Source organism: Stieleria mannarensis, from assembly GCF_014154935.1.
GTDB lineage: Bacteria > Planctomycetota > Planctomycetia > Pirellulales > Pirellulaceae > Stieleria > Stieleria mannarensis.
In genome coordinates, this window is record NZ_JACEHH010000011.1 from 33,111 (window position 1) to 59,155 (window position 26,045).

14 protein-coding genes (1 of these 14 only partly in view) are annotated in these 26,045 nt (G+C 60.1%); 12 read left to right on the forward strand and 2 right to left on the reverse strand.

Annotation, left to right across the window (positions count from 1 at the left end; translation table 11 throughout):
* A protein-coding gene (locus H1B37_RS09535; protein ID WP_182866417.1) for a right-handed parallel beta-helix repeat-containing protein crosses the window boundary here: on the reverse strand, positions 1–7,155 show its 5' end (the start). Its footprint begins 22,131 nt before the window's first position; only the first 7,155 of its 29,286 coding nucleotides appear in the window; it begins with the start codon at positions 7,153–7,155; its stop codon lies beyond the left edge, outside the window.
* 435 nt (positions 7,156–7,590) lie between these two features.
* Between H1B37_RS09535 and H1B37_RS09540 the strand changes: the two genes are divergently transcribed.
* The 9 genes from H1B37_RS09540 (at position 7,591) to pstB (ending at position 20,321) form a co-directional block, all read left to right on the forward strand.
* On the forward strand, positions 7,591–9,837 hold the full coding sequence (locus H1B37_RS09540; protein WP_182866418.1) for a DUF1549 domain-containing protein: 2,247 nt from the start codon (positions 7,591–7,593) through the stop codon (positions 9,835–9,837).
* Between the two features lie 105 nt (positions 9,838–9,942).
* Positions 9,943–12,015 carry a PPC domain-containing protein gene (locus H1B37_RS09545; protein ID WP_182866419.1) on the forward strand — a complete coding sequence of 691 codons (2,073 nt, stop codon included), beginning with the start codon at positions 9,943–9,945 and terminating at the stop codon, positions 12,013–12,015.
* A gap of 41 nt (positions 12,016–12,056) precedes the next feature.
* The gene (locus H1B37_RS09550) at positions 12,057–13,463 is read left to right on the forward strand and encodes a DUF1501 domain-containing protein (RefSeq protein WP_286177572.1); all 1,407 of its coding nucleotides are present in this window, start codon (positions 12,057–12,059) and stop codon (positions 13,461–13,463) included.
* A 136-nt stretch (positions 13,464–13,599) separates the two neighbouring features.
* Complete coding sequence (locus H1B37_RS09555; RefSeq protein WP_286177573.1) at positions 13,600–14,910, forward strand: Gfo/Idh/MocA family protein; 1,311 nt, start codon at positions 13,600–13,602, stop codon at positions 14,908–14,910.
* Positions 14,911–14,954: 44 nt separating this feature from the next.
* Positions 14,955–16,034, forward strand: coding sequence for a Gfo/Idh/MocA family protein (locus tag H1B37_RS09560; protein ID WP_182866420.1), 1,080 nt, complete (start codon positions 14,955–14,957; stop codon positions 16,032–16,034).
* Positions 16,035–16,429: 395 nt separating this feature from the next.
* Positions 16,430–17,482: a phosphate ABC transporter substrate-binding protein PstS gene (gene pstS, locus H1B37_RS09565; protein ID WP_182866421.1), complete on the forward strand. Its 1,053-nt coding sequence runs from the start codon at positions 16,430–16,432 to the stop codon at positions 17,480–17,482.
* A gap of 48 nt (positions 17,483–17,530) precedes the next feature.
* The gene (gene pstC, locus H1B37_RS09570; protein ID WP_182866422.1) at positions 17,531–18,562 is read left to right on the forward strand and encodes a phosphate ABC transporter permease subunit PstC; all 1,032 of its coding nucleotides are present in this window, start codon (positions 17,531–17,533) and stop codon (positions 18,560–18,562) included.
* Entirely contained in the window at positions 18,562–19,503 is a 942-nt protein-coding gene (pstA, locus tag H1B37_RS09575; protein WP_182866423.1) for a phosphate ABC transporter permease PstA, read from the forward strand. Before pstC ends, pstA begins: the two co-directional genes overlap by 1 nt.
* A gap of 11 nt (positions 19,504–19,514) precedes the next feature.
* Positions 19,515–20,321, forward strand: a complete 807-nt coding sequence (pstB, locus tag H1B37_RS09580; protein ID WP_182866424.1) for a phosphate ABC transporter ATP-binding protein PstB — start codon at positions 19,515–19,517, stop codon at positions 20,319–20,321.
* A gap of 52 nt (positions 20,322–20,373) precedes the next feature.
* On the opposite strand, the gene H1B37_RS09585 is transcribed toward pstB, so the two are convergent.
* A complete protein-coding gene (locus tag H1B37_RS09585; protein ID WP_182866425.1) occupies positions 20,374–21,510 on the reverse strand; it encodes a pyruvate kinase in 1,137 nt (378 codons plus the stop codon).
* 346 nt (positions 21,511–21,856) lie between these two features.
* On the opposite strand from H1B37_RS09585, the gene H1B37_RS09590 reads away from it, so the two are divergent.
* From H1B37_RS09590 to H1B37_RS09600, 3 genes are all read left to right on the forward strand, one after another.
* The gene (locus H1B37_RS09590) at positions 21,857–24,103 is read left to right on the forward strand and encodes a hypothetical protein (protein ID WP_182866426.1); all 2,247 of its coding nucleotides are present in this window, start codon (positions 21,857–21,859) and stop codon (positions 24,101–24,103) included.
* Positions 24,104–24,782: 679 nt separating this feature from the next.
* A complete protein-coding gene (locus tag H1B37_RS09595) occupies positions 24,783–25,151 on the forward strand; it encodes an FAD-dependent oxidoreductase (protein ID WP_182866427.1) in 369 nt (122 codons plus the stop codon).
* 1 nt (position 25,152) lies between these two features.
* A complete protein-coding gene (locus tag H1B37_RS09600; protein ID WP_182866428.1) occupies positions 25,153–25,944 on the forward strand; it encodes a YwiC-like family protein in 792 nt (263 codons plus the stop codon).
* Positions 25,945–26,045 lie beyond the last annotated feature (101 nt).

The following is a 26,045-nucleotide window of genomic DNA, read 5'->3' on the forward strand; positions in this document are numbered from 1 at the left end:
GCCCGACGGCGGCAACACGTCCAACTGACTCTTGAGCGCGCTGATATCGTTGAAGATCGGCAACTCGGTGTGCAAGACGTCAAACACGGGCCGCAGCGGCGCCAGCACCACGTCAAGCTGCTCCAAAAACGGCTTGACGAACTTCGACGTAAACTTGCCGAGTTCCAACTGTGTGTTTTCGAATCGCACCGCCGGCGTGCCACCAGAATTCGAACTCCAAGTCGCGACAAAGTCGGTCAACAGTCCCGGCCACTGTTGGTCGCTTCCCAACCGCGCGGCGAGGTCCAAGCGAATGTTTGCGTCGGCCACCAGATCGTATTCAAAAACCTTGCCCGACCACTCCGACGGAACAATCTTGCCGTCCCCGTTGGGGTCGGAAATGTCGACGCTGAAGGTGCCCCGGGCGAACGATCCTTGATCGGCCACCTCCAGGTTCAAAAAATTCAACACGCCGGCCGACGCCGAGGTTCCCGGGATCGTCGCGTTCAAATCCAGCGTCAGCTCGTCGCCCGACGGATTTCCTTTGAAATAGAATCCATCGGCCAGACTGACGCCGAACCCGAAGCCCCATTGGTAATCCAACGCGATGCGGATGTTTCCATCCAACTCCATTCCGAGTGCGGGAATCTGTAAATCGATCGGCCGAAGGTATTCCGCCAACGTGCCGTCGAGTCCCATGTCGAATTCGATGAAGTCGCTGCCGGACGTGACGGTGATTTCATTTTCATTCTGCAGCACGCTCAATCCGTTCGGGCCGAACGCTTCAAAGAGTGCCGTTTTGATCTTTGCTTCGGTGAGCGGCCCCGCCGCGTTTAGCCTTGCAAGCACGTTGCTGCGAATCGATCCGATAAAGTTTTCGGCCGACGACAGACCATCTCCGATCAGCGGAAGATCTGTCTGGAAGATCTGTGACCCCAGCACGTTTTCACCGATCGCCAACAAGGAATCCAAGCCGTTGATGATCAAGTTCAACTGGTCGAGCAAGTCCAACTGTGAAAACGCATCCTCCAGCGGAGGCGTCTGATGAACGACAAGCGGAATGTCGGTCGAGCTTCCCGGACCGGATGAGAGCGACGAGAGATCGAAGGTCGCCGCATACGCGTTGTCCGGATAGCCGTTCATGTCGGCGTCGGCATCGGATCCGCCGATCGGTTCACTCTGGATCGGGAAGTAAATCGGGAACACGACCTCTCCGACTCCGTCGACCTGCCAATCGAATCCCGGCAGTGGCGTCTCGCCAAAGTAGTGGCGGCCATCGCTGGTGTCGCCATCCGCATCGACCGCCGTCAACGACCAACTCGCCGGCGTCGACGTCCCCGGCTTTCCGTCGGCGTCAATCGTCCCGGTGCCGTTTTGGATCCAGGCCCCGAGCGTCCCGCCCGTCCCCGCCAATGTAATCTGGCTGTTCATCGTGCCGTTGGCGCGGAACGTCCCCGACACCTTCGACTCACCCGACTGCGTCGTCAAAAAACTTTTCGGATCGGCCGGGGTCGTCAAATCCAACCCGAGTTGAAACTGGACCGATTGCTGCGCATTGAGATTGATATTCCCCGCGGCGCCGACATTGGCGATCACCAGACTCGAGTCGGCGATCGAGTAAGGAATGTTGCGATTGTAGGACGGCAGCGGGATGTCAAGATCGATCAACACGTCGTCGCACGTAAACGTCAATTCGACGCTGCCCGACGGCAGATTGAACGTGGACTCCAACGCCGTCTCCCACGAATTGACGACATCGGTCGTGGACGAAGGCAGCGCGGCAACCGCGGATGAGAAGGTCGATGTGAAATTGACAAATTCCGAGAGTTTGATGCCCAACAGCGGCATCACCGACGACGCCGCCGACTGCGTCGACGAACTGGTCAGAAACGAACTCGCGTCCTGAAGAACGCCGACCAGTTGGTCGTAGCCGACCGTTTGGTGCGCGTAAAAACAAAACCAATCGTCGGTGTCGATGAACGCGACATCGCGAGTCGAGGGGTTGGAGATGTCCGACCAGGTGATGTTCGCACGTGGATCATCGGGAGGATCAACGGGAAAAAGACTGTCTTGCGGCCGAAAATTGTTCAGCCAAAGATCCGCGGTGCCAGCAGTCGTCGCGCCCAACGACAGCGATTGTGGGTCAAGCCCGATCTCACCTGCCAAACCGGTCGCCGAGAGAAACACGTCCTGGGTGCCGGTTCCCCCGGTCGACGTGATCTCCAGGGCACCGAACCGGCCGTCGTAAACGTTGATGTTAGACGTGTCCCAATCGATCCGTGTCTGGATCGTCGTGTTACGAACCGTGACGTGCTCGTCAGCGAACGAATCCGCGGCCTCCAACAAATCGACCACCAGTGTGAACTCGATGATGTCGGTGCCCCGGACCACGGCCGTCGAATTCGTCTCCAGGGCGTTGAGCCATTCCAGGACCAGCGGAAAGTCGATCGACGGGAACGTCGCCGGCCCGAACGTCTCGACCGCGAAGGCGAGTGTCAATTCATTGCTGACCGGATCGTAGTCTTCGCTGATCGTTTTCAGCGGGTTGCTCGCACCGTGGGTGTTTTTGAAATTCTGCACCAAACTCTGGACCACGGGAAAGGTCCCCACGGCGTCCAACACCGACTCGGTGAAGGTGTCGGTCAGATCGATGTACGGCCCGCTTTCAGCCCCGTCGGTGAAGGGAATCTCAAAATCGCTCGGCAACTCGGCCTCGGAAGCCGCCACGATGTCGCGCACCGCATCGAGTGCCACAATCAAGTCGGTCGACTTGATGTTCGTGAACAGTCGCAGTTCTTCCGCATCGGCGTTGAAGAAAACTTGCGGCGAGTTGTCGCCGATGACCGTTGACGAAAACAGCGTGATCTCGGGCGACGTCCCGTCGGTCGTAAACGTGCCCAGCGTGGCCTCGACCGGCAGCGCCACCGTCAACGAAGACGCCTCGGTCTGGTACCCGAGCAGTGTTTCGATTGCGGTTCCCAAGAGTTCCGCTTTTGTGATCGTCTCGCGCGGGTCGCCGTCCGGGTCAACCAGACCGATCGCGACACTTGCGTCCATGCCCCAGTTCCCGCCGCGGACATCGGCATCGAGCACGCCGAGATGCAAGTCGAAGCTGGCGTCCGTCCGCGACGATTCAAACTCCGCATTCCATTCGGCGACGCGGACGAAGAACGAGTCCGCGACCGGCTGTGAGAGGTCGAGTCCGAATTCGAAGTCCAGCACCATCGATTCGCTGGACGTCTGATTCAATTCGGTCGGCAATGACAACCCCAGGCCGTCAAACGCGTCTCCGAAATCGATCGGTGTCTGCACGTTTCGACTCACGGTCAATCGTGTCTGAAACCGCAACTCGTCTCCATCTACGGTGCGATACAAGCCTCCTTGCGTTGCGGAATCATCGATCGAAATCGAGTAGCCGGACAGCGATGGGTTGAAGGCGACCAGGGAGTCACGGAACTCTTCCGCCGTGGGCGTTGGATCCGAACCGACGTAGAATTCCAACCGATCGGTCAGCGCCGCCGCCAAGACCGCTTCGACGTCAAAACCCGCCAGCAGCGGTTGACCGATCAGAGCCATCGTTTGATCGAACGGCCCAAATTCGGTCGCTTCCTGCGCGAGCGATGCAAAAAGGTTCAGCCCTTCGATCAGCGCGTCCTTCTGCTGCGCAGCAATCGCGGTGTCGCGGACCGGCGGAATCAGATCGACATGAACGATCCCGTTCAATCCCGGCGTCGTGCCGACGTTGTCGCTGAACTTGACGACGCTGGTCAGTCCGTCACCATTCCAATTGATCGAACCGTCGGCGTTAAAGCCGTCGAACCAGGTTCTCGGATCGTTGTAGAAAATGCCTGCGATCGACGGTCCCGCCGCGGCCTGCGTCAGGGCCAGCGCGAGGATTTGCGAGCGGACCGAATCCAGGTCGTAAGCAATCAGCGGATTGCTGACGATGAAGGGCCGGATGCCGAGCAACGTTTCACGGTTGTCCCAGGCGCTGAGCGGACTGTCCGGACTCGCTTCGATCTGCAGCCGAACCGCACTCGCTCGATTGGCCGCCGTGTCCGCGGCAAGACTGTACGATCCGCCGCTGTAGACGATCAACTGATTGCCGGCACCGCGAACGTATCTCTCGCCATCATGTTGGACGGTCGCAAGAAACGGTTGTGCCGTGGAGTTGGTCGAATCGGTTTCGAAATCCAAATCCAGCCCGGCATGGTGCGAACCGATCGCCTCATTCTGATGGAAACCGTGGTCGCCGCCTTCGGGTTCGCTGGCGGCGCGAAGTTTCAATTCGACGCCCGGCGGCAGCGTCGCCCCGGCCTTGGTTACGATCGCTTGCGCCCAATCGATCGCCCAGTCTTCCGTCTGCTCCTGACCGCCGAGCGTGTCCAGGACGGTGAAGCCCGGGACTTCGAACAATTCACGCCAACGCGGTGCGTCGAGCGAGTTGAGCAAGTCGTGACGGACGATGTTGCCGAAGGCCTGCAGCGGCGTGTCGGTGTTGGCCGCGTTGAATAGACCAAGGGCCCACTGCGTTGGGGCATCGATCACTCCGGTCAGCGCCGGCAGGTTTCCGTCCTGATCAACAAACCCAAGCGATCGGAGTCGTTGTTGAATCCGCAACGCCCCCAGTTCGGTTGTCGAATCCGGGACGATCCGGTCCACCCCCAAGTGCGAATGGCCCTCGTCCACGGCGACGAAAAATGGCTGTGGGTTGCCATTGATCACCGCCTCGCCGCTGATCACTCCGCTGAAACCTGGATCGGGGATCAGGTACAGCACTCCGCTTTCGGTAAACGGCACGCCATCGATCGTGGTCCGCAACTGTGCCTTGTCGGCGTTGACACCGGTCAGCGACGCGGATTGGAAAAAACTGTCGAATCCCGCGTCATGCAGATCCACCGTGATGACGTCGCCGGCATGGCCCTGGAAATCCGACGGATTGGAGAAGGCGAAGTTCACCCCCGGATGCGTCGAATCCGCCGAGGTGACGAAGCGATGCCACGGCAATTGAGGCTGCTGCCCAGGCTCCGTGCCGAACAGGGTCAGGTTCCAAGAATCGAACGTTCCGACGTCATCGATCGCGGGATCGTCATTCAGGTCACGTACTTCCAAACGCCACGTCCCGAGCGACGATTCATCCCAGTGTCGCGCGGAGGTGAAACGCCAGTTTTGGTACTCGCCGAAATCCGTTCTCAGTTCCGCCAGAACCGATCGAGTGACGTGGCCGCTTGGATCTTCGTGAACCAGAACGACGGATAGGTCACCTCGCGAGACATCGATGTCACCGCTGTAGTTGAATTCGACTTCGACCCATTCGACCGAAAGCGGTTGATCGACCGAGACGGATGACACCACGGCCGTGCCGCCTTCGGCAACGAGTTCACCGACCTCGATCGTTCCCGTGGTGATGCTTGATTCGGAATCCGGGCCGAGCGGCGTCCAACGGCGGGCCGCTTCGACCGCAGCGGTCGCATCAACGAGACCGAATCCGAAATCGTGACTGACCAGGTGTCCCGCGCCGTTGCGGGCCCATCCCGCATTGGTGACGTCGGTCGGCCGCGCGGTATTGACAAGGATGTGCTGGATGTCGCGGGTGGTCAGTTCCGGCCGCGCCTCGAGCATCAGCGCGACCACACCCGACACCATCGGCGTCGCCGCGGAGGTGCCACTGAACGTACTGGTATAGTCGGTATCGGGAAACGAATCTCCGTCGGAGTTGTCGGCCACCCGGTTGTAACCGGATTCGCCGACCCGATCGGAGGTAAAAACGTCGCCGTCAGAGCCTGCCAGGCCGCTGACCAGCACCGCCGCGCCCGGTGTGCTGTAATCGGCGATCTCGCCGCTTTGGTCCACCGCGGCAACACTGATGACTTCGCGGAGGTTGGCAAGTCCGTCGTAGTTGATATTGATGGCACTTTGGCGTTCGTTTCCCGCCGCGAAAACATAGACGTTTCCGTTGTCGACCCCGGTTCTGATCGCCGCCTCAACATCCGCATCGACCGGCGATAGACTCTCGAGCAGGAAACTCGGCCCGCGGCTGTTGTTGTAGACGCGGATGGTGTCAGCCTGGTGCGACAGGGCAGTGACCTCATCGGCATTTTCGTTTGCGCCCAACAAGCGAATGTCGACCAAGCCGGCGCGCGGAGCGACACCGAAACTTCCGAACAACCCGTCCGCCCCGGCAAGCCCGGCGACCGCCGTGCCGTGACCGTCGAATTCTGTTTCGAAAATCAGCGACCACGAATCGAGCGTTCCGCTCTCGCCGCTGACGGTGTCGGTCAGTTGCAGTGACCAAAAGAGAGGATTCGGGTTCTCGCCGTCAAAGTGATCTGACAATTGCGGACTCGTAAACGTGCCGCCACTGTAAGCCAGAGGAAGCGACTTGCCCAAACTGTGCAATTCGATCGACAAATCCTCGGGCCGTGCATGAGTGATTTGGATTTCGACATCGACGTCGGCAACCGTCAGCCCCGCAATCTCTTCCAGCCCTTCAAGGTGTGCGTCCGACCGGACCTGCGTCCCGGTGTCCGGAATGCCAAGACTATCGACCGTGGTGATGGTGACCGTTCCCGGCGAAGCCCCCACGAGGTCCAGTCCAAGTTCGTCCTGCAACGGATGCACAAGGTCCGGATGGCTGGGATCGACTCCGGAATCAACAATCCCGATCGTTACACCGTCGCCGCTGTAACCGGTCTGCCAGATCGGGAGCACGTTCAAGTCGACGCCCGACGGATTGCTCAAATGCCACTGCTGAGAAAAGTAGACCGCGTCATTGGTGTCGACCGGTTCGCCAGGCGATTCCCCCACTCCGTTGCTCGGAAAACTCTGGTTCCAAAACGAGGGTTCGATCGCACCCACCCAGTACTCCTGGCTTTCCATCAGCCCGGTGAAAGCGTATCCGCCCGACGCATTGGTCGACGCCAGCGGCTCGCCGACGTTGTAGCGCCCGTTCTGGTCACTGTCGACAAACACCTGCCATCCCGAAAGGGCCGGCTCGCCGACGTCCTGGGTCTGGTTCTGGTTGACGTCGTGCCAGAGCGTGCCCGAGACCTGCGCCGCGAGCAGATCGCGGCGTTCCAGCTTCTCATGCGAAAGCCGTCGGCGCTGTGGTTTCGATAACCTCCTCTTGCGGACCGTTCCGCGTGGCGCCCTCGACTTGGATACCGTTTTCCGCATCAAACCGCCTTCCTAAAACCCCTGGAACACCCACCGCAATTACGGCCGGCAAAACCCCCGAAACAGATAGTGAACGAGTATAGACGAACTAGCGGAACGATTGGGGGGGGATTTCGGTGACCAATCGACGGATCTCATCGATAGCTACGACAGCCACGTCGCAGACCGCTTTCGCTGGACAGCGCCACTTTGCTCAAGAAACAGCGTGAATCGCCGGTCGAACGTAGCTACCTTCGCCAGAAGGTGGACTCCCGGGGTGTTCCACGCTCTGGCGAGCGTAGCTACGCCAAAGTGGTGCTGTCCAGTTAGAGAATCTCTCGAAGCGATGATTTCGTCCGCAGCTCAAAATTGGACGCGGTGACCCGAACACGGTAGACTGATGTCCCCTCCCACTTCAACAACGCGATGTTGTCCCCCCCTGCCGCCGCTCGGCCCATGACCACTGTGTCTGACCACAATCGAATCCAACGATGGCTGCTGCCAGCCATCCTGGCGCTGGGCCTGCTGCTCATCCAACGCCCTGCCCCCTGTGTCGCACAGACGCCAGGGGACCCGGTCAGCTTCGTCAACGATGTCGTGCCCGTGCTGACCAAAGCCGGTTGCAATGCGGGTGTCTGTCACGCCAAGGCCGGCGGCGGGCAGAACGGATTTCAATTGTCGCTTTTGGGCTTTGAACCCCTGGAAGATTACCAACACCTGGTTCGGGAAGGTCGCGGTCGACGCCTGTTTCCGCTCGATCCCCCGCGCAGTTTGCTGCTTGCCAAAGCGGCCGGCGACGTCCCTCACGGCGGGGGCGTGCGGATCGAAAAGGACTCGAAAAACTACAACACGCTGCTGCGTTGGATCCAAGCGGGTTCACCGTACCGACCGGCCGCGGATCCGGATTTGGTCGCGATCGCCATCGAACCGGCCACCGGAACCCTCCTTCCCGGCGAAAGTTTGAACCTTCGTTCGATCGCCACGTTTTCCGACGGATCGACCCGCGACGTGACAAAGACCAGCCTGTTTGAATCCAATGATTCGGCGATGGCCACCGTCACCGAATCGGGACAGGTGACCGCGCTGGACCTGCCGGGAAAGGTCTCCGTGATGGTGCGATACCAAGACCGCGTCGCCGTCTACAACGCCTCCATCCCCCTCGGCCAACCGGTCACACCTCCGCCGCCGAACAACTTTATCGACGAACTGGTTTTTGCGAATCTAAAACAACTCGGCATTCCACCGTCGCAGGTTTGTGACGACGCCACCTTTCTGCGGCGCGTCAGCTTGGACATCGCCGGACGCGTGCCGACCGAAGTAGAGGCCAGGGCGTTCGCAGCCGACGACGCGGCTGACAAACGCGCCACGGCCATTGATCGCTTGCTGCGAAGCCCCGACTACGCCGATTACTTTGCCAACAAGTGGACGGCGCTGCTGAAGAATCGCCGTGACGATGCGAGTGACATCACGTCCAATTTTGCCTTCCACGCCTGGGTCCGCGACAACCTGCTGGCCGGAACAGCGTACGACCAACTGGTTCGCCAGTTGCTGGCCGCCACGGGAACGGTGATCGCCAATCCTCCGGTCGCCTGGTACAAGCGGGTCAAAGAACCGAAACAACAAATCGAAGACGTCGCGCAACTGTTCCTCGGCGTGCGTCTGCAATGTGCCCAGTGCCATCATCACCCGTTCGAACGCTGGAGCCAAGAAGACTACTATTCGCTGGCGGCGTTCTTCAGCCGCATCGGGCGAAAACCCACCGACACCGCCGGCGAGGACTTGATCTTTCACCAGCGGGGCATGGCCCAAGCGGTCAACATGAAGAACGGCCAACCGGTGCCCCCGGCGGCACTCGGTGATTCGGTCGGCGAGATTCCGCCGGACGAAGACCCCCGGCTTCGACTGGCCGATTGGATGGCCAACCCGGACAACCCGTTCTTCGCCAAGTCCCTGGTCAATCGTTACTGGAAACACTTCTTCCGCCGCGGGCTGATCGAACCGGAAGACGACATCCGCGACACCAACCCGCCGACCAACCCCGAATTGCTGGGTGCGTTGGAACGACATTTCGTCGACAGCGGATTCGACCTGCGGGCACTGATTCGCGCGATCACAAATTCCAAAGCGTATCAATTGAGTGCGATTCCCAACGAGCACAATCTGGTCGACTCCCAAAACTACTCGCGGTTCTACCCCAAACGGTTGCAAGCCGAAGTCATGCTCGATGCGATCGACCAAGTCACCGGGGCGCAAACTTCATTTGCCAACCTGCCGATCGGAACGCGGGCGGTCGCGTTGCCGGACAACAGCTACAACAAAGCGTCTCCGTTCTTGCGTGTGTTCGGTCGCCCCGAAGCGACCAGCGTGTGCGAGTGCGAACGCGTGCAATCGGGCAGCCTGGCGCAAAGCTTGCACTTGATGAACGCCGGCGACATCAAATCAAAACTGGCCGCGGGCGGCGGACGCATCAATCGATTGATCGGCGAAAAGACGTCCGCGGCTGAGAAAATCAACGAGCTGTATCTCGCGGCCTTTGCCCGTGCCCCCAGCGAATCCGAACTCGCGACCGCATTGCAATACATCAACGAACCACGAACCGGCGCCGACGGCAAACCACTCGATGAAACCCGAACGCTCCGCGAGAACCTGCAAGACCTGACCTGGGCGCTGCTGAACACCAAAGAGTTTTTGTTTAACCATTAATCTGGGATTGGCTTCCAGGCTTGTCATCCCTACCCAAAACCTTCCAGCGCATGACAGGCTGGAAGCCTATCCCACCCTTCGCCGACCACCGATTGGATGATTCCGATGACCGATCCCCTGCCCTTGCGTCGCATTTCACCGCGTGGTGGTCGCTGCATATTGCCGGGTGCTTGGCTGGGCGCTACCGCGTTGCTTTGCCTGCCCACGTTGCTGCACGCACAGTCGGTGTGTCTGCCGGCGCCGAGGTTGTTGACCACGATGCCGATGGGTGGCCAAGCAGGGACGGAAATCGAGGTCAAGGTCACCGGTCAATCGCTCGACGGCAGCGAGCAGTTGATCTTTTCCGATCCATCAATCATCGCGACACCCAAACTCAGTGACGACGGCACGGTCGTGGCCGACACGTTCCTGGTTCGCATCGCCAAGGATTGCGCGGCGGGCGTTTACGACGCGCGGATCATGGCCGGGCTGGGCATCTCCTCGGCCCGCGCATTTTCGGTCAGCGACGTCCCCGAAGTCACTCAGACCGGCCCCAGCACTTCGCTGGAGACCGCGTTGGAGGTCCCCATCGGTTCGATCGTCAATGCCACGTTGGTCGACCGCTCGGTGAATTTTTATGCGTTTGATGCCAAGCAAAACCAACGGATCATTGTCGATTGTGTCGCCAAGGGAATCGATTCGAAAATGAACCCGGTGCTGGTCGTCGCCGATGCCGGCGGCAGTGATCTGATCGTGGAGCGACGCGGAGGCATCATCGATTTCACCGCGCCCCAGGACGGTCGCTATTACGTCAAGGTTCATGACCTGACGTTCAAGGGCGGACCTCACTACTTCTTTCGCCTGGCACTGACCGAAGCGACCGCCGATGCCGTCGTGACACGTTTACCCGCGACCAAAAGCGTAAACTCATTTTCCTGGCCCCCGCCCGGTGTCGATGACGTTCCCGCCGCGGATGAGTCCGAACTGGCAGCGGTCGACGATGGGGCGATGGGGATCACGTTGCCCTGCGATGTCGGCGGCAGTTTCTTTCCCGCCGCGGATGTGGATACGTATCAGTTCACCGCCAAGAAAGGGGAAACGTGGTGGGTCGAAGTCGCATCGGAACGACTCGGTCGCCCGACCGATCCCTCCGTCGTCGTGCAACGTGTGATCAACGGCGGCAAGGTCGTCGATGTCGCAGAACTGGCCGACATCCCCAGCCCCGTGAAACGGTCCTCCAACGGTTACTCCTATGACGGTCCGCCCTACAACGCCGGTTCCTCGGACGCGCTGGGGAAATTCGAAATCAATGAAGACGGCACGTACCGGATTCGCGTCACCGACTTGTTCGGCGGCACGCGAAACGATCCGGCCAATCGCTATCGGATGATCGTCCGCAAGGCGGCGCCCGATTTTGCCCTCGTCGGCTGGGCCCTGCACATGGGACTTCGCAACGGGGATCGCAACGCGCTTAGCAAACCGATCGCGCTGCGTGGCGGCGCGGTCATGCCGCTTGAAATTGTGGTCGTCCGCCGCGACGGTTTTGATGGCGAGATCGAACTGTTTTTCGACAACCTTCCCGAAGGCGTCACGGCGACCGGACTAAAAATCGCCGCCGGGAAAACTCGCGGCATCATGCTGGTCAGTGCGGCCGCCAACGCACCGCGCGGGTTGCAGATGGCCGACCTGTTCGGCCGTGCGACCATCGACGGCCAGGATGTGGTGCGACACTGCCATTGGGCGTCGATGAAATGGCCGGTGACGAATGCCAAGAGCGAAATCCCGGATCCGCGGCTGGTCGATCAGATTCCGGTTTCCGTCGGCGGGATCGAACAAGCCGGGCTGTCGATCGAAGCCGCCGAAGACAAGGTGTGGCAGGTCGAGGCCGGCGGGAAGCTGACGATCCCGTTGCGATTGATCCGACGCGGCGATTTCTCGGGGAAATCGATGGCGCTGCAAACCTTCGGCGCGGCATTCGAACGCAACGCGCGTTTTGATTTGTCGCTGACCGAAGACCAATCCCAGGTGACCTTGGACCTCGCAAGACTGAAGACACCGCAGGGTGATCACACCATCGCGTTCTACGGCGGCGCGGTTGCCAAGTACGCGCGCGGTGATGCCAAGCCCAAAGACATCGTTGACATCTACGTTTCCAAACCGATTTCGATTCACGTGGTCCCCGCCGAGGCGACGAAATGATCCATCACGAGTGTGACGATTGCGGTAGCCAGACTCCCGGAATGCCAACTCACGGCTTGCCACAGCGGCGACGCAGTTTTATGAAACTGGGACTGGCCGGGATGGCAAGCGTCTCGCTGCCGGGCATCCTGCGACTGCGCGCCGCCAGTGCGGCGGAGTCGAACCAAACAGATCCCCAAAAGCGGACCGCGGTGATCATGGTGTGGAAACCCGGCGGTTGTTCCCATATCGACACCTACGACCCCAAACCGTTGGCGACCAGCGAGTATCGCGGCCCGTTCGGAACGATTCCCACCAAAGTGCCCGGCATGCACTTCACCGAATTGTTGCCCCGCCAGGCCGCGATCGCCGACAAGTTCACGGTGCTGCGGAGCATGTACCAAGGCGCCGGCGGGCACCCTGCCGGTTCGATGCAGTTGCTGTCCGGTGACAGCGACACCCGCGACAAACCCAAGCCGCGACTGCCCGACTGGATGTCGGTGGCCAATTACCTGCGATCGATGGACGGGCCGCGAACCAACCCGCTGCCCGCGTATGTCGGAATTAATCCGCCGACGACGTACAACGGCCCGGCCTATCTGGGAGACGCGTATTCGCCGTTTTCGGTCACCGGCGATCCGAACGCGCCCAACTTTGTCGTTCCCAATATCGGACTGAGCGACAAAGGTGAAGTCGAGCGATTGAAACGCCGGACCACGTTGCGGCAAGAACTGGACACGCTGCACCGCGCCTTTGACACCTACGGCGAACTCGGCGCGCTCGATCAGTTCGAAGCCCAAGCGTTGACGTTGTTGACGAACCCCAAAACCAAAGAAGCGTTTGACCTGACGCGTGAAGACGATCAGACGCGTGACCGGTACGGCCGCAACACCTGGGGACAACAACTGCTGTTGGCACGGCGACTGGTCGAAGCCGGCGTGGACGTGTTGACGACCAGCTTGCGAGGTCCGCTTTGTGGCCGAGTCAATAACTGGGACGACCACGCGGTCAACCACCACGTCTTTGACGCGCTGCGATTTCGTGCCGAGGCGTATGACCAGGCCGTTTCGGCGTTGATCGAAGACCTGCACCAGCGTGGATTGGACCAACGCGTGTTGGTCGTGGTGACCGGTGAATTCGGCCGCACACCGAAGATCAACTATCAACCCAGCACCGGCGCCGGCAATGCCAGCGCCCCGTCGGGAACCAAACAACCCGGACGCGATCACTGGCCGCGGGCGTTTTCCAACCTGTGGGCGGGCGGAGGGATCGAAACCGGTCGCTTCATCGGCGCGACCGACAAACGCGGCGAAGACGCCATCGATCGACGCTGTGGTCCGGGCGACTTTTTATCCACCATCTACCACCACCTGGGCATCGATGCATCGAAAGTGTTCATCAAAGACTTCAACGGACGCCCGACGCCGATCGTCGACCACGGCAAACCCATCCCCGAACTGACCGCATGAAGCACGCGACAAACCATATGATTGTCATCCCCCGCGGGATAGGCTTCCAGCCTGTCATTCCAGTTTGAAACGATCCAGCACGTGACAGGCTAGAAGCCTATCCCACCTTTTTCCCACCTGTACCGGATTGATTTGAATGAACGATTTTGAAACCTTGCAACGTGACCGCCGGCTGTTTTTGAAAACCGGCGCCGCTTCGATGACCGCGCTGGGCCTGTCCAGCCGCCTGGATGCCCAAGAACAACCAGCCGCCGCGGCACCTTCGGAAAAACTTTCCATCGGCGTGATGGGCGTCAACGGTCGTGGCGGTGCGATCGTCAAGGGCATGCTGGCCAGCGGACAAGTCGACGTCGCGTACATCTGTGACGTCGATGAGCGGGCGGCCGAGCGGGCGGCAAAGATCGTCAACGAGAAACAATCGACGAAGACCGAAACGGTCAAGGACTTTCGCCGCATCCTGGATGACAAATCCGTCGACGCGTTGATCTGCGCCGCACCGAACCACTGGCATGCCCCGGCGACCATCATGGCCTGCGGCGCGGGCAAGCACGTGTACGTCGAAAAACCCTGCAGCTACACGCCGGCCGAAGGCGAGATGGCGATCGCGGCGGCACGCAAAAACGATCGAGTCGTGCAGATGGGGACGCAGCGCCGCAGCTGGCCCGGGATCGCCGAAGCCGTCCAGAAGATTCACAGCGGAGCGATCGGCAAGGCGTTGTACTGCCGCACCTGGTACAACAACCGCCGCGGTCCGATCGGCGTCGGCAAACCCGCCCCCGTGCCGTCGTGGTTGGACTGGCGATTGTGGCAAGGCCCCGCGCCGGATCGTCCCTTCAAAGACAACATCGTGCATTACAACTGGCACTGGCATTGGCACTGGGGCAACGGCGAACTGGGCAACAACGGCGTCCACGGTCTGGATGTCGCCCGCTGGGGAATGCAGGTCGAATTCCCCACGCGCGTCACCGCCGGCGGCGGAAAGTACCGTCACGAAGACGACCAGGAAACGCCCGACACGATGATGGTCACGTTTGATTTCCCCGAAAACAAAACGATCACCTGGGAAGGCCTCAGTTGGTCTCCTTTGGGGCCGCACGACTCGGGATTCGGCATCAGTTTCCACGGAACCGAAGGGACGATCGTGATCCGTAATGCGGGATACACCCAATACGACATGCAACGCAAAGAAGTCGCCAGCGGCAACGGCGCCGGCGGAGACAAGGATCACTTCGACGACTTCATCACCGCCGTTCGCGACGGCCATCGCACCAACGCCGACATCGAAATCGCCCACCGCAGCACCCTGCTGTGTCACCTGGGCAACATCGCCTATCGCACGTCCAGCGTACTGCACACCGACGCCAGCGACGGCCGGCCGCAGAACAACGAGGCCGCGAACCAACTCTGGTCACGAGAATACGCCAAGGGATGGGAGCCGGTGGTCTGATGAAAACCCTATTCAAATCCCTCCATCGCGACGCAAACCAAGACATGTCCCACCATCGTAGCTACGCTCGCCAGAGCGTGGTTCCCCCACCTCTCTACCTTCGACGAAGCGTCGCGACCCTGCTGGCGATCACACTGGCCGTGACGTCCGTCGCCAACGGCCAAGATGCCCCGCCGGCCGAAACCACGCTCCGCATCGGCGTGATCGGACTGGACACGTCACACGTCCCGGCATTCACCAAGTCCTTCAATGCGGAACCGGCGAATCCCGAAATGCAGAACTGTCGCGTCGTCGCGGCCTATCCCTACGGCAGTCGCACGATCGAATCCAGTTACAGCCGCATTCCGAAGTACACCGAGCAGATGAAGGAGATGGGAATCGAGATCGTCGATTCGCTCGACGATCTGCTGGACCGAGTGGATTGTGTGCTATTGGAAACCAACGACGGAAAACCACACTTGGATCAGGCGCTCGCCGTGTTCAAAGCCGGAAAGCCGGTGTTCATCGACAAACCGGTGGCATCGAATCTGGCCGAGGTCGTCGCGATCTATCGTGCGGCGGAACACTTTGGCGTGCCGATGTTTTCCAGTTCTTCACTGCGTTATAGCGAAGGCGCCCAAGCGATTCGCGCTGGCAAGGTGGGCCGCGTGTTGGGCTGCAACGCCTACAGCCCCGCGTCGACCGAACCCTCACACACCGATCTGTTCTGGTACGGCATCCACGGCGTCGAATCGCTGTACACGTGCATGGGCGCCGGTTGCCAGAGCGTCAGCCAAACGCTGACCCCAGGCCGCGAAGTGGTCGTGGGTGTCTGGTCGGGCGGTCGGATCGGAACCTATCACGGCATCCGCGAAGGGAAAACCGGTTACGGCGGAACCGCAATGGGAGAAAAAGGCATCGCACCGATCGGAGACTACGGCGGCTACAAACCGTTGGTCGTCCAGATCGCCAAGTTCTTCCGCACCCGCGAGCTTCCGATCGATCCGAACGAGACGATCGAACTGTACGCGTTCATGGAAGCCGCCGCGGAAAGCCGAAAACGCGACGGCGGGCGTGTGACGATCGCCGAGGTGATGCAAGCCGCCGAGAAGGCCGCCGACAAGCTGCTGGCCGGGCGGCTGTGACGGCAGGGTCCCGAGCGTTTTATTTTGACCCTGACAAAAGGGTTGAGCGAAGCGAGGGGTATGGGCACCAAGTTAAGACAAACCCCTCCCGGGCAGGAAGCCTTCGTTGAGGCGGTGTGTTCGGTGTGGGTGATGGCCCAAACGGCCCGATGTGAGACAACTCGTCACTTCACGCAATCTTCACATTTCGATTGCACATCGGCCACTGTGAAGATTCCATGTTGTTCGATCCGCGATCATTGTCGGATTGGTTGAGTCGACCTAGAACGATGCTCGGTCAGTGGCCGTCGCAGACGAGGTGATCGTTTGTGATTGGGGCCCACGAACCTTGATCCGTTCGTCCTCTCGATGTGTCGCCCCAAAACGTTGCGGCTCAGAATCACGCAGGAACCAGCATGAGCATCCATCGCTTTATCTCCTCCGCAAGTCTTGTCACGGCGTTGTTGCTGACACAGGGATGCGGGTCCGGCGGCAGCGAGAACTTTGTCAAGCTTCAGGGCGCCGGCGCCAGCTTCCCTGCTCCGCTGTACAACAAATGGTTCAAGGCCTACAGCAACTCCCATGACGACGTCCAAATCGATTACCAATCGGTCGGAAGCGGACAAGGCGTCAAATCGGTGATCGACCGCACCGTGGACTTTGGTGCCAGCGACGCGGCGATGAAACCCGATGAGATGGCAAGCGTCGATGGCGGTGTTCAATTGCTGCCGATGACGGCGGGCAGCGTCGTGTTGGCGTACAACCTGGAAGGTGTCGACGAACTCAAGCTCTCGCGCGAAGCCTACGTCAATATTTTCTTGGGCAAGATCACCAAGTGGAACGATCCGGCGATCGTGGCGACCAACGAAGGCGTCGAGTTGCCGGATCAACCGATCAATGTGGTCGTCCGATCCGACAGTAGCGGTACGACGTACGTGTTCACGAAACATCTGGCGGAAATCAACTCGGAGTTTTCCGAGTCGGTCGGTGTCGAAAAAGCGCCGAACTGGCCGGTCGGCACCAAGTCCAAAGGCAACGAGGGCGTGACCGCCAGCATCAACACCACACCGGGATCGATCGGATATATCGAGTTCGGTTACGCCGTCGGAGCAAAGCTGGCGATGGCTTCGCTGGAAAACAAAGCGGGATCGTTCATCAAGCCTTCGATCGAGTCGGCCCAGGCGGCGATGGCGTCGGTCGCGATGCCGGAAGACTTGATTGCCTGGATGCCGGACCCCGAAGGCGACGATGCCTACCCGATCGTCACGTACACCTGGATCATCTGTTACAAGACCTATCCGAATGCGGAAACGGTCCAAGCGCTCAAGGACGTTTTGACGTACTGTTTGACCGAAGGTCAGAAATCGAGCGAGCAGTTGGGCTATATCCCGTTGCCGGAAACGGTAGTGGAACAAGTCCAAGCGGCGTTGGACAGCATCACCGTTTCTGCGCCGGCTTCGGCGACTTAGACATCCATCTCGCTATCGCAGTCAGATTCTACCGACGACATCAATGAGATGGACACCAACGCCCCACAAGAAATCGCACGCCCGCCGTCGCCGTTCCAACGGTTTTCCGACCGGACGTTTCGCACCGTCAGTTTTCTGTTTGCTTGGCTGACGATCGTCGTCGTTTTTTACATCGTCTGGGAAATCGGCAGCAATTCGGCCCCCGCGATGCAACGTCAGGGGCTCGGCTTTTTGAGCGGGACGACTTGGGACCCGAACACCGGCGAGTACGGGATTCTGCCAGAGATCTGGGGGACGCTTTACAGCTCCCTTCTTGCGTTGTTGATCGGCACGGTGTTCGGCGTATCGGTGGCGATCTTTCTGAATGAAAGCTACCTCGGCGGTGTGGTTTACAACGGATTAAAGCTGGTCGGTTTGCATCTTCATCCAGTGCTGGGCAAATTGCCGGCGGCCTGTGAGACGTTGCTGAAGAACCTGGTCGAATTGCTGGCCGCGATCCCCAGCGTCGTCTACGGTTTGTGGGGGATCTTCGTCGTCATCCCGATGATTCGCGGCGGCTGCAACTGGCTACACGAACACATGGGCTGGTTCCCACCGTTCTCAACACCGCTCAGCGGTCCCGGGATGTTGCCTGCTTCGCTGGTCCTGGCGGTGATGATCCTGCCGACGATTGCGGCGATCAGCCGCGATGCCCTGGCGACGGTTCCTCCGAAGCTTCGCGAAGCATCGTATGGACTCGGCGCGACACGCTGGGAAACCCTTCTCGCCGTGATCTTGCCCACCGCGGCGGGCGGGATTTTTGGCGCCGTCGTGTTGGCGTTCGGGCGTGCCCTGGGCGAAACGATGGCCCTGGCGATGCTGATCGGCAACGCCAATCGTATCAGCGTCTCGTTGTTTTCCCCGGGCAACACACTCGCATCGTTGCTGGCGAACAACTTTGCCGAAGCGGGCGGCGACGAGAACAAGGTTGCCGTGCTGATGTATGCCGGATTGGTGCTGATGGCCATCACGCTGATCGTCAACATGTTCGGGGCTTTGATCCTGCAGCGTGCCACGTCAGGCTTGAAGGGGCTGAATTGATGAACGAAGTGCTCCAGGGACCTGAGACCCGCCAAGACATCGAAGCATTGCTACCTGGCGAAACATCGATCCTCCAATTGCAACGATCGTTGCGGAAACCAAGAGTCCTGCTGAGCATCTTCCTCAGCCTGCTGGTCACCGTCCTGACCGTGTTTGCGTTGGTGCCGCTGTTCTCGGTGATTTTCATGCTGTTTTACCGCGGCGGATCCAACCTTTCGGCGTCCAATTTCTGGTCTCTTCCGCCGGCACCGTTCGAGGAAGGTGGCGGGTTCGGAAACGCGTTGGTCGGGACACTGGTGATGGTCGGCGTCGCGGGATTGATCAGCGTTCCCTTTGGAATCCTGGCCGCGGTCTTTCTGGCCGAATTGGGGCCGAATAGCCGAACGGCGACCGTCGTCCGCTTTTGCGCGAAAGTGTTGAGCGGATTCCCGTCGATCCTGGCCGGAGTGTTTGCCTACGGCGCGGTGGTGATGTTGATGGGCGGGTTCTCGGCGTGGGCTGGTGGCGTCGCATTGTCGATCTTGATGCTTCCGATCGTCATGCTAACCGCCGAAGAAGCAATCCGGATGGTGCCCAGCAAGATGCGCGAAGCATCGATCGGGATGGGGGCGACACACACGCAAACCGTGATACGGATTTTGCTTCCCACGGCGATGCCCAGCATTTTGACCGGCGTGATGCTGGCGATCGCGCGTGCGGCCGGCGAAACCGCACCGCTGTTGTTCACCGCACTGTTCAGCAATTACTGGGTCGTGACCAACAACCAACTCGACCTCCATCAACCGACCGCCTCGATGGCGGTTCTGATCTACAACTTTTCCGGCGTCCCCTTTGAAAACCAAGTGCAACTGTGCTGGTCCGCATCGCTGGTGTTGGTCCTGATGGTGCTGGTCGTCAATCTCGCCGGAAAATCATTCTCCGTCCGCACACCACAACGCTGAAGCCTGCCCTGATGATCCAAGCCCCAAAACCCGACGCGACGACCGGCGAAGCCGTCATCGATTGCGATCTGAAAGAACTGTACTACGGGAGCTTTAAAGCGGTGCGCGACACCAGAATCCCGATCCGCAAAGGCGAGGTCACGGCATTCATCGGCCCCTCAGGCTGTGGAAAAAGCACCGTCCTGCGATGCCTGAACCGAATGAACGACCTGATCCGCGGTTTCCGATTCGAAGGTCACGTCCAGTTCCGCGGCAATGACATCTATCACCCGGGCGTTGATCCGGTCGCCGTACGCCGCCACATCGGCATGGTGTTCCAACAACCCAACCCGTTCGCGATGAGTATCTATAAGAACATCACCTACGGGTTGCGGATCAACGGCTATCGCGGAAACTACGACGAGATCGTTGAAAAAGCCTTACGAGGCGCGGCGCTGTGGGATGAAGTCAAGGACAAACTGCGTCAAAGCGGACTGTCGCTGTCCGGTGGCCAACAGCAACGCCTGTGCATCGCGCGGGCGATCGCGGTGGAACCCCAAGTGTTGTTGATGGACGAACCGTGTTCGGCGCTGGACCCGATCGCGACCCGCAAGGTCGAAGAATTGATGACGGAGTTGAAGAAAAAGTACACGATCGCGATCGTCACCCACAACATGCAGCAAGCCCAACGCGTTGCCGATCAAACCGCATTCCTGTACGTCGACACCTCACAGGGCGAGCGGACGGGGCACCTGGTTGAAATGGGAAAGACTGAACAGATCTTTGAAGATCCCCAAGCGGAACAGACACGCCAATACATCAGCGGCGAGTTCAGTTAAAGAAGTGGGATAGGCTTCCAGCCTGTCGATGTTGGATTGACAGGATGGAAGCCTATCCCACCGTTTCGACGACAAACCCGTTGGCTTGCTCCTGCGTCTGATGGGGATGGCCCGAAACGACGATGATGCGATCGCCGGGAACCGCGATGCCCCACCGTTTTGCAAGCTCCCCGGCGGTCTTCAACACCTCTCCGGTGTCCAGCGGTCTGTCCAGATGGTGCGACGCGACACCGTGATACAGACTCATCCGACGGGCCGTCGCCAGGTTCGGTGAAATCCCCAGGATCGGTGCATCAAGCCAGTTCTTGGAGATAACGCGGGCGGTCGTTCCGCTCATCGAGTACACCGCGACCGCGGCGATCTCCTGCATCTTCAGAATGTGACGAATCGCATAGGCCAGCGCGGCCGTGTTGGGCGGTTGCCCGAATCCGACGCGGACCGGACGATCGGTCACTTCCAAGTAGGCTTCCGCCGATACCAGAATGCCGCGCACCGTACGCATGGACTGCACAACCGACGAGCGGTCGATCTGATCGGCACTCAGCAAAACACCGTCGGCGTGGTCGAAGACAATGTTGGCGAGATCAAAGACGTCGGGTTGTTGCTGGTGCGGCGACGTTGCCAGACGACACAGCGAGTCACGTTGGACCAGGCAAGGCTTTGCGGCAATCTGACAATGCCGTGAAATCTGCTTCTGTACGACCGGCGACTGGCTGGGAGCGACGCTTTGCAATCCTTCCAATGTGATCGTGACCGCGTCGGCGGCGTCCACAATCGACTCGATGTCCTGGAACGCGCCTGCCGCGTCAAACCGGGCAACGACCTGCGGGACTGACGCATTGCTTTTCAATGCATTTCGCAACTTGTGAATCGACGCGCCTCCTCCGACCGCCGACACCGCAATCAGATCGACCTCGTTGGTTGCCCCTTCGCGAAACAGTCCCTCCGCAAACTCCGCGTTCGGAAGATCTAAGATCACCGGAATGGGTCGACCAACCGAGCGTTCCAACGCCCGCACCCATTCGGTCGCCTCCCGCCATCGATCGCCAGTCTGGCGGTCACAACGAATCATCAGCGCGTCGGCCCCCGATTCGACCCATGACTTGATGAAATCGAATTCGGTTTCACAGCGATCCAGGTCGATGCATATCTTCGTTTGCTGCAGCACACCGGCGCTCCTGATGGACACAGACAATCTTCACGCACCGATTCTTGGTATCGGCTTTGCGTGACCGACAGACTACCGCCCACGACGCTTTCTCGACAGCCGGTCTCCGCCGGGACACAAACCCAATTTCGCCACTCTTTACGTCGCCTTCCGCCAAATCTTCATCAAAGATTGTTTATCATTCACCGGCCCCCCATCGTTTTGCCCCCATCATTCTGCCCACTCCCCACTCCATCACGCCATGCCCCACCTCGGCCCCTCCCCACCGTCTTCCCGCATTCAAACCGGCTCCATCCTTCCCCTTTGTCTTGCCCTCTTCGCCATCACCGCGCGCGCCGACGATCTCTCGTTTACCCTCGAGCGGACGGTGGCCCACAGCGGTTTCGACGGCCAGACCTGTTGGGTCCATGCACGCGCCGGGGCAATTCCGCCCGGCGTCCAAGGAAACGACTCCGATCATCCATTGGTCGTGATGACGACGCAGAAGTTGCTGCTGACCGGTTCGGATGTCTTTTACCGACTGCACGCATCGACGACCGACGATTTGGCAACCAGTTGGACCGACCTGGCGCCGATCGACTCGTTTGCTCGCGAGACCGTCGGCGGCCCGTCGGACGCCCTTCCCACCGGCGCATCGATCGCGCCGCACTTGCTTGAGCCGGGCGACGAAACGACGGTCTGTGATTTCCAGCCCAAGTGGCATGCCGCTAGCCAACGATTGCTGGGCATCGGCCAATCGGTTTGGTACCGCAATAACCGAGTGATGCATGTTCGCCCACGAGGTATCGCCTACGCCGTCTACGACGCGCCGGCCGAGCGTTGGTCCAAATGGAAGACCGTCAACCTGCCCGACGAGCCGCGTTTTCAAGACGCCGGATCAGGTAGCGTGCAGCGTGTCGATCTGCCCGGCGGCGATGTCTTGATCCCGTTCTACTTCAAAGCGCCGGACACGAAACAATATTCCACGGCGGTCTGTCGCTGCCGCTTCGATGGCGAAACGCTGCACTTCGTTGAAGTCGGCAACGCGCTGACGGTTCCGATCAAACGGGGCCTGTACGAACCCTCGCTGACGCGATGGGGCGGCAAATTCTATCTGACCATGCGGAACGACGAGCGAGGCTACGTCAGCATCAGCGACGACGGATTGCACTTCGAACCCCAGCGGACTTGGACGTTCGACGATGGCAGCGACCTGGGCAACTACAACACGCAACAGCACTGGGTCACCCATCGCGACGGACTATTCCTGGTCTACACCCGACGCGGTGCCGACAACGACCATGTCTTTCGCCATCGCGCGCCCCTGTTCATCGGCCGTGTCGACCCGGAATCGCTGCATGTGATCCGCGACAGCGAACAGGTGTTGGTGCCCGAGCGTGGCGCGCGGCTGGGCAACTTTGGCGTCGTCGATGTTTCACCCGATGAAACCTGGGTGACGGTGACCGAGTGGATGCAGCCGCGGGGCGTCGAAAAGCACGGCAGCGACAACAGCATCTTCGTCGCCAAGCTGAAATGGAACCGCCCCAATCGTCACGCCACTTTCGCCGGCACGGGCGCTCCCGAGGCATCGCACGCGAGCGAACTGCTATCCTACACACGGCCGCCGAAAGCGTACACCGACGACCTGGGCAATGACAAATCACCGCTGGACTTCGCCGACGGATCACGCGCGCAGACTCCTGCAGATTGGCGTCGCCGACGATCCGAGATCTTGTCGACCTGGCAGGACCTGCTCGGCAAGTGGCCACCGTTGATCACCGATCCCGACGTGGAAGTACTGGACTCCCGGCGACGCGATGGATTCACCCAACAGAAAATCCGTTTCCGCTGGACACCGACCGAGACGACGACCGGCTATCTGTTGCGACCCGACGGCGCGGGACCGTTCCCGGCAGTCGTGACGGTTTACTACGAACCGGAAACGGCGATCGGTGACGGCAACCCGCATCGTGACTTTGCACTGCAACTTGCCCGTCGCGGCTTTGTCACGTTGTCGATCGGCACGACCGAAGCGAGTGAAGCAAAGACGTACGCGCTTTATCACCCGTCGATCGACGATGCGGAGGTGCAACCGCTTTCGATGCTTGGCTACGCGGCGGCCAATTCCTGGCACGTGCTGGCCGATCGCCCCGATGTGGATTCGAAACGGATCGGCATCGTCGGTCATTCGTTCGGCGGCAAGTGGGCGATGTTCGCGTCGTGTCTGTTCGACAAGTTCGCCTGTGCTGCATGGTCCGATGCGGGAATTGTCTTCGATGAATCACGACCGAGCGTGAATTACTGGGAACCGTGGTACCTGGGTTTTCATCCCAAACCCTGGCGCAAACGCGGTGTCATCACGGACGACAACCCGGCGCGCGGTTTGTATCCGCGTCTAGTCGCCGAAGGACATGACCTGCATGAACTACACGCTTTGATGGCGCCACGCCCCTTTTTGGTTTCCGGCGGATCGGAAGACCCGGTCAGCCGCTGGCAAGCCCTCAATCACTCCGTCGCCGTCAACCGCGTTCTCGGTCACAGCGATCGCGTGATGATGACCAACCGCCCCGACCATTCCCCCAACGCCGATTCCAACGAGATGATCTACGCGTTCTTTGAACACTGGCTCAAGTAGTCGCAGCGGGGTCCGTCGAACCAGATTAGAGACGCTGTCGATGCCTGAGAGTCCCAACCCGGGACCGAATTCGCGAAGCGTCGAACCCGATCCGAACAATCCACCGGGCAATTGCGAACTCGATGAGGAGTACGCCTGGTAGTCCGGACGGTCACAGCCGCGCGGCATCTTCGCCTTCGTTGACGCACGCTTCCACGGCAATCGATTGATGGCCGCCGCTGTTGTCAGCGGGAACGTGATCGGCAACAAAGCCGTGCGTCTCACCTGATTAGAAAAAGCGCCAGGAGGCGTTTTGGCCGACGGGGCAATGACGGGGTGGTCGCTTTGGCGACCTTGCAGGAAATCCCAGAGGGGTCCAGACACGCCACGACCACCGCGGGCTTCCTGCCCCAGGACGAGACACGCGACAATACGTCGCGTGTTTTTGCCGCCCTATTCCTACACCAAAAGATACACATTGCATTAGACTCAAGACACAACGATGCCCCGACCGCCCACCGGTTTGACGACCATGATTGCTGCCAGACCTGCTGCGACGCGACCGTCTCATCTGCGGTCCCGCACGTCGCTTGACCAGAGCCCGATGCTGGTGTTCTATGAATTTCGTCATGTCTGTGGCGGAAGCCGCGCACGTGCCTACACTCCTGACGCAATGGCTACGATTTAAGAGGATCCGATCATGAATCGCCGTGTGACCGTCATCGGCGGTGCCTGCCAGAGCGGATTGCTGCGTTTGCCCGACATCCAGCTGGTGGAACTTGCGCACTGGGAAGTTGCGAAGTTGCTGGACATCAGTGGTGAACCACTGATGCGCCACGTCACCCGACAGCGGCATGCGATGCCGCAGTATCACGTCGGCCACCAGAATCGAATCGCCAAGATCAACGAGCGACTTCTACCATTTGAGACGCTCGCGTTGGCTGGCAACTCACTCAACGGTGTCGATGTCCCGGGCTGTATCGAAAGCGGACAAAAAGCGGCCGAGCGAATCGCCAACGCCTTGCGGACAGGCTCACGGACGATCGTGCAGAAACCAGTGATGAGCTAGCATGGCTACCGCGACGTTACCGAACCCCAAGGCCGACGCCGTCACTCCGGCGGCAACGCTGAAACCGAAGGAGCACGGCGCGTACGCGATCCTGGGCATTCCGATCGCGACATCGCTGCTGATCGCCGGCCCGTCAGTCGCGGGCGTTTGCGTTGCGATCGCCGGAGTGACCGGGTTCTTGGCCCACGAACCGCTGTTGGTCGCTTGGGGGCATCGGGGTTCGCGGGCGCAACGTTCCACGCCCGCGGCAGCACGTCGTTTGTTCGTCCTACTCGCGCTGACGCTGCTTTGCGGAAGCGCCGCAATGTTCATGGGTTCCGCGGCGGTCCGAATCGCGCTGCTGGGATGCCTCGCCCTGGCAACGACCAGTTTTGCACTGGCCGTCGCGGGGACCCATCGCTCGTTGCCCGGCCAATTGTGGGGAGTTGTTGGACTGTCGGTCCCCTGTGTGCCGATCCTGTTGGCCGGAGCGATTCCCACCAACCAGGCCTTCGAAATCTGGACGACGTGGCTGATCGGTTTTGCCGCCACCACGATGGCCGTTCGCGGCGTGATCGCGGCCCAGAAACGGAATTCGCGTACGGTCCATTGGTCGGCCATCGCGTCGCTCAGCACGCTCGCGACCGGACTTGTCGTCCTCACCGATTCGCTTGCGTTGGTCACGCTCCCGATGCTGGCAATCAGTTTATACTTGATGCTTTGGCCACCGCCCGCCAAACACCTCAAGCGTGTCGGATGGACCTTGGTCGCCGGCACCGTGGCCAGTGCGATCTGGATGACCGTTGCGGTTTGACGAAACTTTTTTGACACTTCTCGCTGAACGCCACCACATTTGATTCAACACGCCCGCTGGACGACGTGGAAAGGGCCCAAAAAGGAAGAGTTTCGCCGGAG

Coding starts and splice junctions, on each gene's coding strand:
- H1B37_RS09540 (WP_182866418.1), top strand. CDS start 7,591: ATGACCACTGTGTCTGACCACAATCGAATCCAACGATGGCTGCTGCCA.
- H1B37_RS09545 (WP_182866419.1), top strand. CDS start 9,943: ATGACCGATCCCCTGCCCTTGCGTCGCATTTCACCGCGTGGTGGTCGC.
- H1B37_RS09550 (WP_286177572.1), top strand. CDS start 12,057: ATGCCAACTCACGGCTTGCCACAGCGGCGACGCAGTTTTATGAAACTG.
- H1B37_RS09555 (WP_286177573.1), top strand. CDS start 13,600: ATGAACGATTTTGAAACCTTGCAACGTGACCGCCGGCTGTTTTTGAAA.
- H1B37_RS09560 (WP_182866420.1), top strand. CDS start 14,955: ATGTCCCACCATCGTAGCTACGCTCGCCAGAGCGTGGTTCCCCCACCT.
- pstS (WP_182866421.1), top strand. CDS start 16,430: ATGAGCATCCATCGCTTTATCTCCTCCGCAAGTCTTGTCACGGCGTTG.
- pstC (WP_182866422.1), top strand. CDS start 17,531: ATGGACACCAACGCCCCACAAGAAATCGCACGCCCGCCGTCGCCGTTC.
- pstA (WP_182866423.1), top strand. CDS start 18,562: ATGAACGAAGTGCTCCAGGGACCTGAGACCCGCCAAGACATCGAAGCA.
- pstB (WP_182866424.1), top strand. CDS start 19,515: ATGATCCAAGCCCCAAAACCCGACGCGACGACCGGCGAAGCCGTCATC.
- H1B37_RS09595 (WP_182866427.1), top strand. CDS start 24,783: ATGAATCGCCGTGTGACCGTCATCGGCGGTGCCTGCCAGAGCGGATTG.
- H1B37_RS09600 (WP_182866428.1), top strand. CDS start 25,153: ATGGCTACCGCGACGTTACCGAACCCCAAGGCCGACGCCGTCACTCCG.